This window comes from Cupriavidus sp. IK-TO18, from assembly GCF_015549295.1.
Taxonomy (GTDB): Bacteria; Pseudomonadota; Gammaproteobacteria; order Burkholderiales; family Burkholderiaceae; genus Cupriavidus; species Cupriavidus oxalaticus_A.
In genome coordinates this window covers 123778-136948 of record NZ_JADGMP010000007.1, presented here as the reverse complement: position 1 = coordinate 136948, position 13171 = coordinate 123778, and the positions used below count along the sequence as shown (strand labels likewise).

At 63.0% G+C, this 13171-nt stretch carries 19 protein-coding genes; 8 read left to right on the top strand and 11 right to left on the bottom strand.

The genetic code is table 11. The features are described from left to right. Nucleotides 1–210: 210 nt before the first annotated feature. The gene (locus IPF36_RS05930; protein WP_195427573.1) at nt 211–492 is read right to left on the bottom strand and encodes a hypothetical protein; all 282 of its coding nucleotides are present in this window, start codon (nt 490–492) and stop codon (nt 211–213) included. 511 nt (nt 493–1003) lie between these two features. Next, the gene (locus tag IPF36_RS05925; protein WP_133096470.1) at nt 1004–1225 is read right to left on the bottom strand and encodes a hypothetical protein; all 222 of its coding nucleotides are present in this window, start codon (nt 1223–1225) and stop codon (nt 1004–1006) included. Between the two features lie 35 nt (nt 1226–1260). On the opposite strand from IPF36_RS05925, the gene IPF36_RS05920 reads away from it, so the two are divergent. The 8 genes from IPF36_RS05920 to IPF36_RS05885 all read left to right on the top strand — a co-directional run bounded on the left by IPF36_RS05920 (nt 1261) and on the right by IPF36_RS05885 (nt 4968). Continuing rightward, nucleotides 1261–1809: a DUF1643 domain-containing protein gene (locus IPF36_RS05920; protein ID WP_195427572.1), complete on the top strand. Its 549-nt coding sequence runs from the start codon at nt 1261–1263 to the stop codon at nt 1807–1809. A gap of 685 nt (nt 1810–2494) precedes the next feature. After that, on the top strand, nt 2495–2785 hold the full coding sequence (locus IPF36_RS05915) for a DUF2471 domain-containing protein (RefSeq protein WP_195427571.1): 291 nt from the start codon (nt 2495–2497) through the stop codon (nt 2783–2785). Between the two features lie 9 nt (nt 2786–2794). Next, the gene (locus tag IPF36_RS05910) at nt 2795–3085 is read left to right on the top strand and encodes a hypothetical protein (protein ID WP_195427570.1); all 291 of its coding nucleotides are present in this window, start codon (nt 2795–2797) and stop codon (nt 3083–3085) included. Nucleotides 3086–3090: 5 nt separating this feature from the next. Beyond that, entirely contained in the window at nt 3091–3342 is a 252-nt protein-coding gene (locus IPF36_RS05905) for a hypothetical protein (protein WP_195427569.1), read from the top strand. Between the two features lie 4 nt (nt 3343–3346). Beyond that, nucleotides 3347–3739 (top strand): hypothetical protein, encoded by a 393-nt coding sequence (locus tag IPF36_RS05900; RefSeq protein ID WP_195427568.1) that lies wholly within the window; start codon nt 3347–3349, stop codon nt 3737–3739. A gap of 194 nt (nt 3740–3933) precedes the next feature. Next, the gene (locus IPF36_RS05895; protein ID WP_195427567.1) at nt 3934–4113 is read left to right on the top strand and encodes a hypothetical protein; all 180 of its coding nucleotides are present in this window, start codon (nt 3934–3936) and stop codon (nt 4111–4113) included. A gap of 31 nt (nt 4114–4144) precedes the next feature. Continuing rightward, nucleotides 4145–4414 (top strand): hypothetical protein, encoded by a 270-nt coding sequence (locus tag IPF36_RS05890; protein ID WP_195427566.1) that lies wholly within the window; start codon nt 4145–4147, stop codon nt 4412–4414. Continuing rightward, on the top strand, nt 4411–4968 hold the full coding sequence (locus tag IPF36_RS05885; protein ID WP_195427565.1) for a hypothetical protein: 558 nt from the start codon (nt 4411–4413) through the stop codon (nt 4966–4968). Before IPF36_RS05890 ends, IPF36_RS05885 begins: the two co-directional genes overlap by 4 nt. 187 nt (nt 4969–5155) lie before the next feature. On the opposite strand, the gene IPF36_RS05880 is transcribed toward IPF36_RS05885, so the two are convergent. From IPF36_RS05880 to IPF36_RS05840, 9 genes are all read right to left on the bottom strand, one after another. Then, the gene (locus IPF36_RS05880) at nt 5156–5392 is read right to left on the bottom strand and encodes a hypothetical protein (RefSeq protein WP_195427564.1); all 237 of its coding nucleotides are present in this window, start codon (nt 5390–5392) and stop codon (nt 5156–5158) included. Between the two features lie 190 nt (nt 5393–5582). Further along, nucleotides 5583–6077 (bottom strand): pilin, encoded by a 495-nt coding sequence (locus tag IPF36_RS05875; protein WP_304524022.1) that lies wholly within the window; start codon nt 6075–6077, stop codon nt 5583–5585. Nucleotides 6078–6181: 104 nt separating this feature from the next. Continuing rightward, entirely contained in the window at nt 6182–6676 is a 495-nt protein-coding gene (locus IPF36_RS05870; protein WP_304524021.1) for a pilin, read from the bottom strand. 267 nt (nt 6677–6943) lie between these two features. Continuing rightward, nucleotides 6944–7405 (bottom strand): lysozyme, encoded by a 462-nt coding sequence (locus IPF36_RS05865; RefSeq protein ID WP_195427563.1) that lies wholly within the window; start codon nt 7403–7405, stop codon nt 6944–6946. Then, nucleotides 7402–7872 (bottom strand): hypothetical protein, encoded by a 471-nt coding sequence (locus IPF36_RS05860; RefSeq protein WP_195427562.1) that lies wholly within the window; start codon nt 7870–7872, stop codon nt 7402–7404. The genes IPF36_RS05865 and IPF36_RS05860 overlap by 4 nt, the downstream gene beginning before the upstream one ends. A 76-nt stretch (nt 7873–7948) precedes the next feature. Next, a complete protein-coding gene (locus tag IPF36_RS05855; RefSeq protein WP_368671119.1) occupies nt 7949–8179 on the bottom strand; it encodes a hypothetical protein in 231 nt (76 codons plus the stop codon). Beyond that, nucleotides 8163–10085, bottom strand: coding sequence for a hypothetical protein (locus tag IPF36_RS05850; protein WP_195427561.1), 1923 nt, complete (start codon nt 10083–10085; stop codon nt 8163–8165). The genes IPF36_RS05855 and IPF36_RS05850 overlap by 17 nt, the downstream gene beginning before the upstream one ends. Beyond that, nucleotides 10082–10501 (bottom strand): hypothetical protein, encoded by a 420-nt coding sequence (locus IPF36_RS05845; protein ID WP_195427560.1) that lies wholly within the window; start codon nt 10499–10501, stop codon nt 10082–10084. Before IPF36_RS05845 ends, IPF36_RS05850 begins: the two co-directional genes overlap by 4 nt. Continuing rightward, nucleotides 10498–13167: a DUF2341 domain-containing protein gene (locus tag IPF36_RS05840; protein WP_195427559.1), complete on the bottom strand. Its 2670-nt coding sequence runs from the start codon at nt 13165–13167 to the stop codon at nt 10498–10500. The genes IPF36_RS05845 and IPF36_RS05840 overlap by 4 nt, the downstream gene beginning before the upstream one ends. Between the last annotated feature and the right edge of the window lie 4 nt (nt 13168–13171).

Sequence of the window (13171 nt, the reverse complement as noted above, 5' to 3'; positions counted from 1 at the left end):
AACCTCGCCGCAAACCTGTCAGGTACGTGCCCGACATGGTGCAACAGGATGAGCTTCGAGCGGAATTCGAGCGCCTGAAGAAAGGCGACGACTAAACCCCGAGAGCGGAGCGCCGCGCGTGTGAGAACCAGGCGTGACAGCCGGCAGAGACCGGCACGCTTACAAACGTAGCAGGAACAAACATGACCAAGTACGGAAAGCTGGATTGCCTCATCTTGCGTTCCTTTGGCGAGCAATCGGCGCAATTTGCTTCCACATCCGCGACCTTCTGTGCGCTCCAGGCCTGTCAATCGTTGCCACGATCTCCGCCTCGACCTCTACCGCCGTCGCCCCCGCGATTTCCTCCACGGTCATCAGCGCGGTTGCCGCCGCGGCCACTGCTTCTGTCTTCGCCACGCTCGGCGCGGCGGTCCGAGCCGCGATTCTCCGCTCGCTCATCGCCGCGATTCCACCCACGCTTCTCACCGCGGTTTTCGCCTTGATTTCCACCACGATTCCAACTGCGGTTGTCACCGTCGTTCCAATCGCGGCCCCTGCTGCGTTTCTCGTCCCGGTCCCAGCCGCGATTCCAGTCACCATCCCATTTGCGATTACCGCCGTAGTACCTGGCGCCGCTCCAATCAGAGTAACCTCCGCCGTAGTATGGGCGCGAGTATCCGCCGTGGTAGTAGCCGTCATCGTAGGGAGCGACAGCACAGCCGGTGAGAAGTGCTGCCGTAGCTACGGTGAGCACGAGAGGGGGTTTCATGGTGACCTGCGTTTGCGGTTGGCGAATTTGCCGCAAGAATACCGACGGGCGACTCCCCCAGTTGTAAGAAATCGTGTCCCGTTAATGATCGTTCATGGCGTGCATCGCCACAGCCATCGGGGTTGATGGCGACGTCGAGGAGGAACTGGTCCTGGATCCCCTCTTCGCCGGACCCGATCACCGGCGCCGGCGCGCGGGACGCCCGCCCGATCCGTCGGTGTGTGTGGTGGGGTTCAGGAGGGTCGAGCGACAGACTTAAAACTCGAGTTCTTTCAGCGTCCTGGTGGCCAGGTATGTCGCAGCTTCCTTCGCCTCATCTCTAGTTGGGAAATCCTCCACGGTTTGGTGTGGCACTTCTGCATCCGGCTCTTCTTCCAAACGGCGGATATACACATACCCTCTGAACCGTCCAGGAGCGGTCTCCATAACCGCTATCCGGGCCACATGCGTGTCCGTGGCAAAAAGCTCATCTTCCATGGCAGCCTCCACTTCTAATGTCTCAGGATCGTAGCATGATCAAATCCCCCAGGAACCGCTGTGAAACGACTGTCGAGACCACGCTGGACGGTGAGGGCGGATGCATCCTGTCGGATTGCGAGCAGTACCGGTACCGCCTCTGGCGCGCCTGGGACGACAACCGCCCAGCGCTCGGCTTCATCATGCTGAACCCGTCGACGGCCGACCACCACGTCAGCGACCCGACCATCACCAGGTGCCTGCAGCGCGCGCTGGCCGGCAAGTATGGCCGGCTCGAAGTCGTCAACCTGTTCCCACTGCGATCGACGGATCCGGATGGCCTGCTGAGTCATCCGGATCCGCTCGGAGATCCGCCGGGTCGCAACGACGGCGCTGTCATGGATGCAATCGATGGCTGCTCGACGGTCATCTGCGCGTGGGGATCGCACAGAGCGGCACCGGCGCGTGCGGCGGAAGTGCTGCGAATCGTCCGCATGTGCGGCCGCGGCAACCTGCTTTACCACCTCGGACTCAACCATGACGGCAGTCCAAGGCATCCGCTCTACGTCGCGGCCACAGTCCAACCGCGGCCGTACACCGCCTGACCGGACCCGCGAAATATCATCGAGACAACCCCGCAACACAGGGACGCATAAATCCGAGCGCGGTACCCTGCCCGATCTACACGCCTACCCAGCAATTACAGCGCGGGTCTACGACCACGACCGGAGCAAAATGGTCAGACGCAAGGCACTCTAGAGCCGTGCAGCGTCAAGGCGGAGCGTCTCCGATTCATAGCCCGGGAACTTAGCGTTGTGCGTGACCTACGCACCAGGCGCCAACCGCGCTTGAATTTCCGCGACCAAGTGCTCGAGCTTCTGCCAGTCCTTCGCGCCCACCATGTTCTCTCCTCATTGTTACGAAAAAGTAACATGAGACCGGGGCGAGATTGGAAGGCTATTCCCACCGTGGGAATATGGCGGGAACAGACCACTGTATGGATGTCCAGAAAGCAAAACAGCCGCTTTTGTAAGCGGCTGTTTTGCAAAGAATTTTTGGGGTGGCTGATGGGACTCGAACCCACGACGACAGGAATCACAATCCGGCCGCGAAAGTCACGTTTCCCTTTAAGAATCAACACACAGGTTTTCTAATTTTCCCACAGCAGCGAGAAGTGCCACCCTCTAGTTATGCGGGTTACAGGGCGGCAGTGGGAAAATTTTGACGCCTTGTAGCGGTCCTCATTGGCTGCGCTATACTGTACATCCATACAGTACTTCACCGCATACCATGCCCCCCTTCGAAGCAGCTGAATCGTCCATCGTTGCAGCCACCCCGGCCATCGTCGCCAAGCACCGCAGCGCCGGCATCCTGACGTGGAACTTGATCCACCAGATCGAGGACGAGGTAATACGAGAGGTTGCCCAGACCGGCAAGCACCCGTCCAACCTATTGCGCATGCTGAGGGCATCGCCAATGCTGGGCTACCCGAAGGACGACACCCCTGCCGACTTTACCGGTAGCGACGTGTTGCCACTGACCTTTGGAGCAATTCAGGACGCTTGGAATCGAGTCAACTGAACCGGCGCCATGGGCAACAGCAAACTGGCCGCGAGCTGCCACCTCTCTTCGGATCTCTCGGACGCCGCGCCCGCCGCCGCTGAGAACGGCATTCTCGGGCAGATCCACGGCCAGTACATTGCGGCCGCCATCGGGACGCTTGGCAGGGCCACGCGCGAGGCGACAGACCGCCATGAGGTGATAGTAGAGGCCGGGCACGCCGGGACGGTCCGGTTGTTCATCGAGAAGAAGCGGGCCAGGCACGGCCGGTATTCCCACTACTACTGGTCGGCCTACCGCGCCGAGCCAGAGAACCGCTAGCGCCAATGTCGGCCACCACCATTTTTCTCGAAGCCCACTACTTCGGCGAGGACAGCGAAGAACTGCGGCTACCGTGCGACGCGATCGCGGCGACGGCCGGCGGCCTGGTCGTGACCGGGCTGGAGACCAGGCACCTGAAGACGCTGACCTGGCGGCCGGACTACGTCTCCTACTGGTCGGACGGCCTACTGGTGCGGCTCGCCGTCGGCACGTGGGCTGCGCTGAATGACACCACCGTCCGTTTTTCTCTGCGCTGACGCCATGCCCAACAAAGAGCTCCCCGTGGATCTGCCAGCCCTCACAGACGAGGAGCTGCGCGACATCGGCCTTCGCGTGCGCAATCAGGACGTGAAGGACCTTCTCTGGGAAATAGCTCGCCTGCGGAGACAAGTCCTTCACTCGTACCAGATAGCCTTGCAGTTGCCCTCCAGCAATGAGGGACACTGGCGCACTTGGCTCCAACACTTGGAAGGCGAGCCCTGCGTGGTCGAGGCGCTTGAAGGCGACTATGGAAGCAAGGCGCCTGGAACGCGCGGCTGGCGCGGGGAAGTGCGGACGCCTGAGCATGAGGTGCAGCTGGGCAAAATGAAGGCTGAGGCCAAAGGCCGTATTGCAAAGCGGCGGGCACGCGCAGGCCGCGACAGCCTGGGCTAATCTTACTGAAACGCATACCGCACTTACCACTTCTACTATGCCAAGGGCGGATGGATCACAAAGCCACTACGTCAAGACAGTCCCGCTTGCTCAAAAAGGTCTACGAAAAGTCTTTGATATTAGCCCCTTTGGTGCTAATATACGTCTCAGAGGTAGCGCACCGCGCCGCCCGACATCCCGAAAGGACGACACGAATGGAAAAGACCTTGGACATCCTGAAGACCGAAGCGGAAATCGGCAAGCTGATGGCTGAGACGATGAAGCTCAACGCCGAAGCCTCCAAGCTGAACCGCGAGCACCGCTGGCTGCCGGTGGTGTATGCCACTGGCTTGATCGTGGCAGCGATGGGTTTCGCGAAGCTGTTCCTCAACTGATCCAAGGCCCGCCGCAAGGCGGGTTTCTTCTATGCGCTATACCCCTCCCAGCACCACGGACCTGCAACGGCTGAAAGACGAACTCGGCCGGACCGGCGAGCAGATGGCGGAACTGTTTGGCGTCGCTGGCGGCCAGCAGTGGCGTAAGTACACCGGCGGCGCCCAGCCGCGGGAGATGGCTCCGCAGATGCTATTCTTCGGCGCCGCACGCTTGGCTCTGTCAGACGCTGAGATGGAGCGCGTGCTGGCGCGCATGCGCGACATCGGCGCGGATGTTGATCTAAGCGGGTCAGACGCGTGACGCTACCTTCTTTTTCGCTGAGCGACGCGCAGATCGCTGTCGGCATCCTGGTATCTATTGTCGGCGTGCTCGGGACCGTGTTCGGCTGGTTCGGCCGCGCGTTCCGTTGGTTGGGCAACCTAGCCGGCAAGAAGCCGGCGCAGACTGGAACGATCCCGATCCCGAAGCGCACCGTGATTGTCCAAGCGGGCCACCGACACGCACCGTTCTGGTGGCACATGGGCAGCATGAGCGGAGCACCCGCCATGCAAATCGTCGCCCATTTGTCCGCGACGAACGTCTCTCAGTACGACGTGCTGCTCGTGGCCGCGCAGCTTCGGCACGGGCGCCTTCTGCGCAAGACGGTGTCAGGGGCGGCGGCCACCCAAGCACACGACCGTGTAATGTATGGCAGGTTTTCCATCCCCGTCCGCCATATCTCCGAAGTATCCTGCGACTTCTGGATTCAGCCGCCCTGCAGAGTGAAGACCAAGCCGTTCCGCGCAGACATCGCGCTCATTGACCAGTTCGGAAACAAGCATTGGGTCAAAGGCGTTACCTTCGCCTACACCTGAATTCGCGCTAGCGCGGCCGACGTAAAGATGGATCGCTTGTTGACGCGCATGCGCGACATTGGCGCGGATGTTGATCTTGACGAAGGTCCTGGAGGCACGGAATAATCGTCGTGCCGATTCGTCGGCGGCTCGCCGTACTACATGACCCCTCGAAGAGTGATGTGGTGCAATGGCGGGCCTTTTGCGTTTACGCGCCCTTCCACTGCTTGCGCGCCTCTATTAGCGCAAGCGCCATCGTCTCACCGAGATCCGGCGGCACGCGATAGATTGCCGCCAGGTTGCGCATGCGCAACACCTCCCGCGCCACTTCATCCGGCGTCTCCAGAGGCGGCAGATCGGCGGCCAACTTCAGACGCTCATAAAGCAGATCCACCAGTTCCTCATCCAGTGAGGCGATAAGTTCCGATGTACTTGGCAGCGACAACCTTTACTCTCCAACAATTAAAGTGACGCCATCTACACGATGCGTCTCTAACAAACCCGCTACGCCCTAAGGCTTACATCCTACGGCGATATTGAGCGACGTGCATTGAGATTGCGTCGAATCATCGCTGCCGAACTTAAAATGGAAAAAGCGCCCCTTAGGGGCGCTTCCATCAAAAGTGAGCCTCAAATTAAACCCACTTGGCGATTTCCGTGGTGCACGGTGCTGCAGTAGCGTTGGTCGTGACAGTCCACGTCATAACGTTACTGCCCGCATTGGGAGCCGGCGTGAACGTAATCGTCTTGCCGTTGCCACAGGTACCGATGGTGTTGGCAAGCGTCACAACAATGGCACCCGTCGCGGCCGTGAGGGCATAAGACGCGATTTCATTTGTCGCGGTCGGTGCAGCGGTAAGACCCAGGCCGCCCGCGGTTTGTGCCCCGGTCCAATTGCTGGCCGTAATCGCCGCCGGGTTGCCGCCGTTAAACTGGACATACTCGGCCACCGCCGTCTTCAGCGGCTCGACTGCCACTGTTACCTTCGCCAAGCGGGCGCGAATCGTGTAGTCCTGATACTGCGGAATCGCAATAGCCGCCAGGATACCGATGATCGCGACCACGATCATCAGTTCGATCAGCGTGAAGCCTTTTTGTACCCGCTTGAATCCCATCTGCGTTTTTTTCATGATGACTGACACCCCATGTTTGAATAACAAAGTGCGCCGAGCGATACCTGAGAAATTCGCTTGGCAAAAGACGACAGCGCTCTCGGGGAGCGCTGTCTATCAAATTAAACCCACTTGGCGACTTCCGTGGTGCACGGTGCTGCAGTAGCGTTCGTCGTGACAGTCCACGTCATAACGTTACTGCCCGCATTGGGAGCCGGCGTGAACGTAATCGTCTTGCCGTTGCCACAGGTACCGATGGTGTTGGCAAGCGTCACAACAATGGCACCCGTCGCGGCCGTGAGGGCATAAGACGCGATTTCATTTGTCGCGGTCGGTGCAGCGGTAAGACCCAGGCCGCCCGCGGTTTGTGCCCCGGTCCAATTGCTGGCCGTAAGCGCGGAGGGGTCACCACCGTTGAATTGGACATACTCGGCCACCGCCGTCTTCAGCGGCTCGACCGCCCCTGTCACCTTCGACAAGCGGGCGCGAATCGTGTAGTCCTGATATTGCGGAATCGCAATAGCCGCCAGGATACCGATGATCGCGACCACGATCATCAGTTCGATCAGCGTGAAGCCTTTTTGTACCCGTTTTCCCATCCGCGCTTTGTTCAGCATGAGTTGACCCCCAAGAATTTTGATTTACGCAGCGAATTTGCTGCTGCGGAACCATAGAGCAGGAGGTGTGCCAGCTACCTAGAATGAGTTAAAAGCAGGGGTGAAGTGACAATTTTTGTCAGTGCGGCCGCCAACACAGAGGTGAGTGACAAATTTTGTCACCCCCGCGCGGTCGTAGAGGTGACAAAATTTGTCACCCCGTCTGTGCGATGAGTGACAAAAATTGTCACCTCGTTTAGCAACGTTTCAATGAGAACTTAGCCACTCCTATATTAGCGCCGCCTCCGCTTCGCGCCGCAGCACCAGACCGCGCAGCACGCGCCCGCCACCGCGGTTCCACTTCCGCATCTCGGCGGGCACGTCCGCCCATCGCTTCGCTTTGATCCGCTTGCGCAGCGTGCTCGCCTTCAGGTTGCCGGCCCCGAGGTTGAACGTCCAGTCGACAATCGCTGCCAGACGTTCGGGCGTGTCGATACCCGGACACAGCTTCAGTACCCACGGCAGATAGACGGTGCGCACCTGGTCGAGCAGCATCACCTCCGCGACCACCCGGGTGATGGGCGGGTCTTTCAGTGTCACCGCGCGACCGTCCAAATACCTGGTCGCCCCGTAGCCGATCGTCGGTACGCCGGACGGGCACAGATAGGGGCACAGGTACAGCCCCTCGAAGCGCCTGGCCAGCGCCGCAGCGACCTGGACCGCCAGCGCGCGAAACTCGGCGGGTGTCATACCTTGCTCCGCGCCGACAGCACGCGCACGGCGAAGAAGAAGCCGAGGATCACGCCGACCAGTTCGCGGTCCCACTCGGTCATCTTGAAGCCCTGCGCGTTCAGCGCCACGCACCACAGCATGAGCGCGATGGTTGCTGCTGCCGGCCGCACGATGCCGTTCCAGGTGTCGACCAGTGCAATGCCCGACGGCTTCATGGATTCGGCGACAGCCTGGCCGAACGTCGCGGCATCGAGGCGTGAGAGATCCGCTTCGGCCTGCACGGCGATGGTCTTCACGCCCAACTCGGCCTGCAGTTTGATCGCCGCCTGGTTGCGCTCGTGCGCTGCGGCGTCAAGCTCGCCCTGCAGTCGCATGCGCTCCAGCTCGTGCTTCTGCTCTTGGTGGGCGGACCACATCTGGCTGATCTGTTCCCAAATCAGCCGGAATGCGGAGCCGCCGAGGAATGAAACGATTGCGCTGAACATCGACGTCCTCCTGAAAAGTTGTCCAGGTGGACACCGTATGGTGGGCGGCAGAACGCCGCCTGCGGATGGATTGCGCCTATACGTCGATCAGGACGATGGACAGCGTTGGCGCCGGACCCTCGATCACGCCATCGCGGAAGAACACGCGGTCGCTGACAGCCGCTTCGCCGCGGGCCTGCGCCACGCCACCGCCGGGCAGTTGGATGGATGCCACACCGCCCGTGATCGACACGATCGTGCCCACCTGGAGCGGCGCGTCCGGCAGCAGGCCGCGCAGGACTTGGTAGGGATTACGCAGCAGCGACATGGGTTTCCACTCCGATGGTTTGCCACACTTCCGGGTTGCTCACGTCGACGCTGGTGCTGCGCACGATGCCGATGCGCGTCACGCCGCCGTCGACATACCGAACGAACTCGCCCGGCTGGATCACGCCGGTTTCCTCCAGCACCGGAAGGCGCAGCGAGAGGTGAGCTTGTCGACCAGTGTCGCCGAGCACGGCCAGCCCGCGCTGCCGAGCTGCGTCCGCATGCGTGATGAGCGCGTCGGTGATCATCGGCGCAACGCTGTCGCCAGCAGTGCCGGTGCGCGTAACCTGGCCGAGCACGCCCTGCCCCTGACCCGACACGAACACGCGGTTGTAGCGCGGGCGCTCCAGCCACTCGATTCCCTCGCGCGTGGTCACGGCAGCCGGCAGCTCGAAGTCGGGTACCTGAGAGCCCCAGTTCCACGGCGCGGTCGGGTACCTGGACAGCACGTTCAGCGTCTTCAGGCTCGGGTGCGGTTGGATGTATGCGCCGGCCGCACCAGCAATCGCGTTCAGTGCGGAGATGTAGGAACCCTGATGCGACCAGGCGCCCGCCGGCACCAGCCAATCAGTAGCCTGCCAGTTGACGGTCCAGCCGATGCTTGCCCCGTTGACGGTCAGCGCGTCGTTCATCAGTTGCTGCGCGGTGCGCGCGGCCGACGAGTTGTTGTAGTTCTGGACGGGCGCATACGGTGCGTCCAGGAGCCCGGACTTGCCCTTGCCGCTCACTCGGATAGCCGCGCGCCCGAACGTGCGATCACGGCCGATCTTTTCCGCCAGTACGCGGTACGCGGTGCCATTGATCATCGCTTCGAGTTCAACCGGCGTGCCGTCCGAGCCCGGCTCAATGGCGTCGAGAGTTTCCGCCGGCAGCGAAGCATTGAAGCCCCATGTCCAGGTATCGGCGTCGATGCTCAGCGACATCGAGAAGGTGGGGATCATCACGTTGCCGTCGACGCGGCGCAGAGAGGTGGTGTTCAGCACGATGTAGACCCTCTTGACGGGTACGATGATTGTGTCGCCCGGCTCCACCGGGTCTTCCGGGCACGGGTGGATCGCAAAGTTCAGACGGATGTCGTCGCCGGAGTAGTCCAGCCACGGGCAGATGAAGTTCAGCGGTTTGCCGGTGCCGTCGTATGGCGGCGTGACCGGCGGATCGACCGGCGGCACCTCGCCCGGCGCCCAGTACGCCTGGTGCGCCTCCTGCCATGGTAGGCGCGGGGTGACGTGGGTCTTCACCGCCTTGCCGAACAGGCTACGGAAGCTGCGCGTGGCGCGCTGCGTTGCTTGCCACGGCAGTCTGCTTTCCTTGCGCGTCCGGATGCCGTCCTGACCGCCCTCGGTGATGCTGCGGCGCTTGAACTGCGCGGTCTGCCACATGTCGACCGGCGCGGCGCGAAGTCGGATGCCGTACTCGAAGCGCGAGAACAGAATCGACTCGGCGCGGGCCGCCTCCTGCCATCGTTCGCCGGTTCGCGCTCGTGCGGTGGCCGCCTGCTCGAATCTCGACCTTACCACCGAGGTCGTCGGCGAGGCCGGCTGCCATGTGTCCTGATGCGCAGCGCGCTGGTTGGCGGACTGCTGGAAGGCGTCGCCCGCGGTTGAACGGTTCGGCGCAGCGGTCTGCCAGGCGCTGCCGGGGGTCGTGCTCGGACCCCGGAACACACTGTTGTCGTAGTTCGCTTGCAGGTGAACAGCCTGCACCGTGTGCAACGTCATCACGCAGGTGCCGGCAACAGGCGTGGCGGGTGCGGCGTCGGCAGCGATCTGCAGCGTCGGCGGACTGACGTGCATAGCCACAACCCCGTTGGTGATCACACCGTCGGGGTTGAGCGAGAAGTTGAGGTTTACCGCGTTTCCGGCGGGAGGCGTGTAAGCCTTGTGGAAGTCGAGATCTACGTTGCTCACGCTTCTACCAGCGTCGCCAGGGAGATAGCGACTACGCCGCCTTCATAGAGTTGGGTGGTCGGGGTACCGCCTGCCGACAATTCTACTTCCCTGCCGCTCCCTGAAGCGCCCGCGTCCATGTCTGCGACGAAGGTGCCGTCGCTGGCGACGATCCGAGCCCAACTGGCGTTGCCGGTCTTACTGGCCAGCACCGACGCGCCCAGTGCCAGCGTCAGCGTGGTGCCCGAGATACTGCCCGTCGACGGGTCGGCGAACGGCTGCTCGACCAGCTTCTGCTGGGTCGTGATGGCGGCACCGGTGGCCGGGCGCGTGCCATCGTAGATCCGCAGCAAGCCGGGGCCGGAGCCCCCGTCGATGGCCCGGGTCAGCGCCTGCAGCCGGTCGTTGATCACGGCGGTGGAGAGGGCGAGCGTCACAGGAATTCCTCCGGAAATTGCACCATCACGGGCGGCCCGCTCGGAATGTACTTACGCGCCAGCACCCAATCCAGCTGCTGCGACACGCCCGAGGTGTAGGTGCTGGCGATGATCACCTTGGCGTTGGCCGTCGAGGCGCCGGTGCGGGTCATCACCTGCGCGCCGTTGACCGAGAGCGACACCGAGCCATCGGTCGCGCGGCCCAGCGCCAACCGTCCCGAGGTCAGCCTCGGCGTGAAACGACCGTTGGCGCTGCTGGTCACCTCCTGGTTGATCGCCAGGCGCGAGCCGGCCTGGAAATCACCTGGATTGTCGAACATCGCAATGGCGTTGGCCACGTTGGTCGTACCATCGCAGAAGCCGAACTTGCCCGACGAGAAGCCGGTGAACGTGTTGGTCGGGATCACGGCTTGATTCGCTATCACCTCCAGCCCGGCAGCGTAGGTGCCCACGCTCATCACATGTCCCAGCGAGCCGTTGGCGCTGACGGATAGCAGGCTGCCGGAAGCGCCAGGCGTCGAGCCACCCGACGCGGCCCACTTGCCGGTGTCGTAGGTCGCAAAGTCGTCGAACAGCGTCGGGAACAGCGCCGCCCCGTTGCTGGTCTTGGTCAGCGTCTCGCCGGTGTTGTAACGCACGTAGATGTCGACCGGTCCGGCGTCGAGATCGCCCGGCAGCTTGACCCAGTAATACGCCACGCGGTCCGGCGCGGTGCCGGTGGTCGACTCCTGCCAGAAGTCCAGCTGGTTGCCCGCCGTGTCGGTGAAGATGATGTCGGCCACGTCGTCGCGGGCGCGCGGCATGTAGCGTACCGGGGCCGTCAGGTCTGCCGCCGTGAGCGCCAGCGCGCTCAGCGTGCCTAAGCCGCCCTCGGCCACGCGGATCAGTGCGGGGTAGCTGGCGCCGAGCCCGGTGCCGCCTGCGACAAAGCGTAGCTTGCGGCGGGCCGCCCGGTACGGCGGGATCGCGGTCTCCACCGGCGTGATGTTGTCCTGCACCACCGCGTTGTAGGTCTGCGTGTAGTCTCGGCCCAGCACTAGGTACTTGCGGCTGCCGTCGATGTTCGGGAAGCTGTAGTTGCCGCTGGCGTCCGACCAGGCGGCGCGGATCACGGTCAGCGACTTCAGGTCGACCAGATGCACCCGACGCTGCGCGGCGATGTTGTTGACCGTCACCTGGCCGGACACACTGGCGGTTCCGCCCCAGGTCACGTCACGCAGCTTGCCGTAGCCATACGGAATCGTCGGCGCCTGCCGGTTAGCGACCGGCACCAACCGCCCCAGCGCGCCCCGAAGGCGTACGCCGCGCAGCACGCAAGCCCCGCCGTCCGTCAGACCCGGATCAGAGAACGCAGCCGGTGGCGGCGTGAACGCACCGGTGTAGACCGACGACCCGGTAACAATGCGCCACTCGTCCAGATAGCCGGCGTAATACCACGCCGAAGGTTCGCCGCCGAAATACAGGGGGAAGGTGGTAGGCCAGAGGGCCACCCCTGCCCCAATCGACGCTGTCCCCAGTGAGACGCCATTCAGGTACAAGGTAATGGTCGTGCCCTGCCGCACCAGCGCGACGTGATACCACATATTGGTGGTTAGGGTGCCCACTGGCCCGATGTTCTGCGTGTAGGACGACCCGTTGGTCGAAAGCTGCGCCTGAAGCTGGTTCGCCACCCGCAAGATACGGAATGGCACCCCCGCGCCGCCGTTGTACTTCTCGATCAGCAGTGCGGTGCCGCCAGCGACAGAGGTCGGGTAGAACCAGCCCTCGATACAGAAGTCGTTCGCGCCCAAGGCCAGTTCCGGCGCGTCGGGGGCCGTAATGTAGGCGGCGGCTCCGCTGAAGAACACCGAGTTGCCGCCGAATTTCGATTGGGCGCTGCTCTGGGCCGGCGGGGTGCCGCTAGAACCGGTCAACTGCCGCGCATAGCGCGACGAATCCCGCCAGTACAGCGTGGTGTACGCCCGGTCGAAGTGGCACAGCAGCACAATGTTCCAGTAGTCCTCGAACGCAGCCGTCGACGGCGTGAAGGCGCCGGTATAGCGCGCCAACCCCACACTGACGCGGAAGTCGTCGTAGTACGCCTCCAGGTAGGTAGAGCCGCCGCCGAAGTTAGACTGGCCCAGCGCAGCGAACTGCGCCCGCGCGCAATTGATTGCGCCGGACAGCGTGCCGCTACCCTTGGCGACGCCGCCGACCCAGACCTGCAGCGTGGTGCCCGACCGGGTCAGCGCCACATGCGCGAACGCGCCGGTCGGCAAATCGCCGGCCGCGCCGGTCACCACCTGCGAGCCGTTGACCGACACGTTGACCGAGCCATCGGCGGCGCGCCACACCAGCCAGTCCTTGTTGGCGGACACGGTGTCGTCCCAGCGCCCGAAGATCGCGCCGTAGTCGGAGCCCTGCGACACCGGCCACACCCAGGCTTCGACGGTGAAGTCACCGCTGCCGAAGTTGTACGCCTGCCCGCCCGACAGCTTCAGGTAGTTGCCGTTGGCGCTGCCGGTCTTCAGCGACGCTGTGCCGTACTTGAACTGCGTGGTGCTCAGCGCGGCGGTGCCGACACAGACCGCGCCCAGCGCAATCTTCGACCCGTCGGCGATGGTCGTGCCGCCGTTGCTGCCGTCGAAGTGCAGCAGCGCAGTCAGGGAGTCTTGATTGGTATCCATATCC

What these genes read in the sequence shown, in the direction of transcription:
- IPF36_RS05925 (WP_133096470.1), bottom strand. Translation starts at nt 1,225, where the DNA reads ATGGAAGATGAGCTTTTTGCCACGGACACGCATGTGGCCCGGATAGCG.
- IPF36_RS05920 (WP_195427572.1), top strand. Translation starts at nt 1,261, where the DNA reads ATGATCAAATCCCCCAGGAACCGCTGTGAAACGACTGTCGAGACCACG.
- IPF36_RS05915 (WP_195427571.1), top strand. Translation starts at nt 2,495, where the DNA reads ATGCCCCCCTTCGAAGCAGCTGAATCGTCCATCGTTGCAGCCACCCCG.
- IPF36_RS05910 (WP_195427570.1), top strand. Translation starts at nt 2,795, where the DNA reads ATGGGCAACAGCAAACTGGCCGCGAGCTGCCACCTCTCTTCGGATCTC.
- IPF36_RS05905 (WP_195427569.1), top strand. Translation starts at nt 3,091, where the DNA reads ATGTCGGCCACCACCATTTTTCTCGAAGCCCACTACTTCGGCGAGGAC.
- IPF36_RS05900 (WP_195427568.1), top strand. Translation starts at nt 3,347, where the DNA reads ATGCCCAACAAAGAGCTCCCCGTGGATCTGCCAGCCCTCACAGACGAG.
- IPF36_RS05895 (WP_195427567.1), top strand. Translation starts at nt 3,934, where the DNA reads ATGGAAAAGACCTTGGACATCCTGAAGACCGAAGCGGAAATCGGCAAG.
- IPF36_RS05890 (WP_195427566.1), top strand. Translation starts at nt 4,145, where the DNA reads ATGCGCTATACCCCTCCCAGCACCACGGACCTGCAACGGCTGAAAGAC.
- IPF36_RS05875 (WP_304524022.1), bottom strand. Translation starts at nt 6,077, where the DNA reads ATGAAAAAAACGCAGATGGGATTCAAGCGGGTACAAAAAGGCTTCACG.
- IPF36_RS05870 (WP_304524021.1), bottom strand. Translation starts at nt 6,676, where the DNA reads ATGCTGAACAAAGCGCGGATGGGAAAACGGGTACAAAAAGGCTTCACG.
- IPF36_RS05865 (WP_195427563.1), bottom strand. Translation starts at nt 7,405, where the DNA reads ATGACACCCGCCGAGTTTCGCGCGCTGGCGGTCCAGGTCGCTGCGGCG.
- IPF36_RS05860 (WP_195427562.1), bottom strand. Translation starts at nt 7,872, where the DNA reads ATGTTCAGCGCAATCGTTTCATTCCTCGGCGGCTCCGCATTCCGGCTG.
- IPF36_RS05855 (WP_368671119.1), bottom strand. Translation starts at nt 8,179, where the DNA reads ATGTCGCTGCTGCGTAATCCCTACCAAGTCCTGCGCGGCCTGCTGCCG.
- IPF36_RS05840 (WP_195427559.1), bottom strand. Translation starts at nt 13,167, where the DNA reads ATGGATACCAATCAAGACTCCCTGACTGCGCTGCTGCACTTCGACGGC.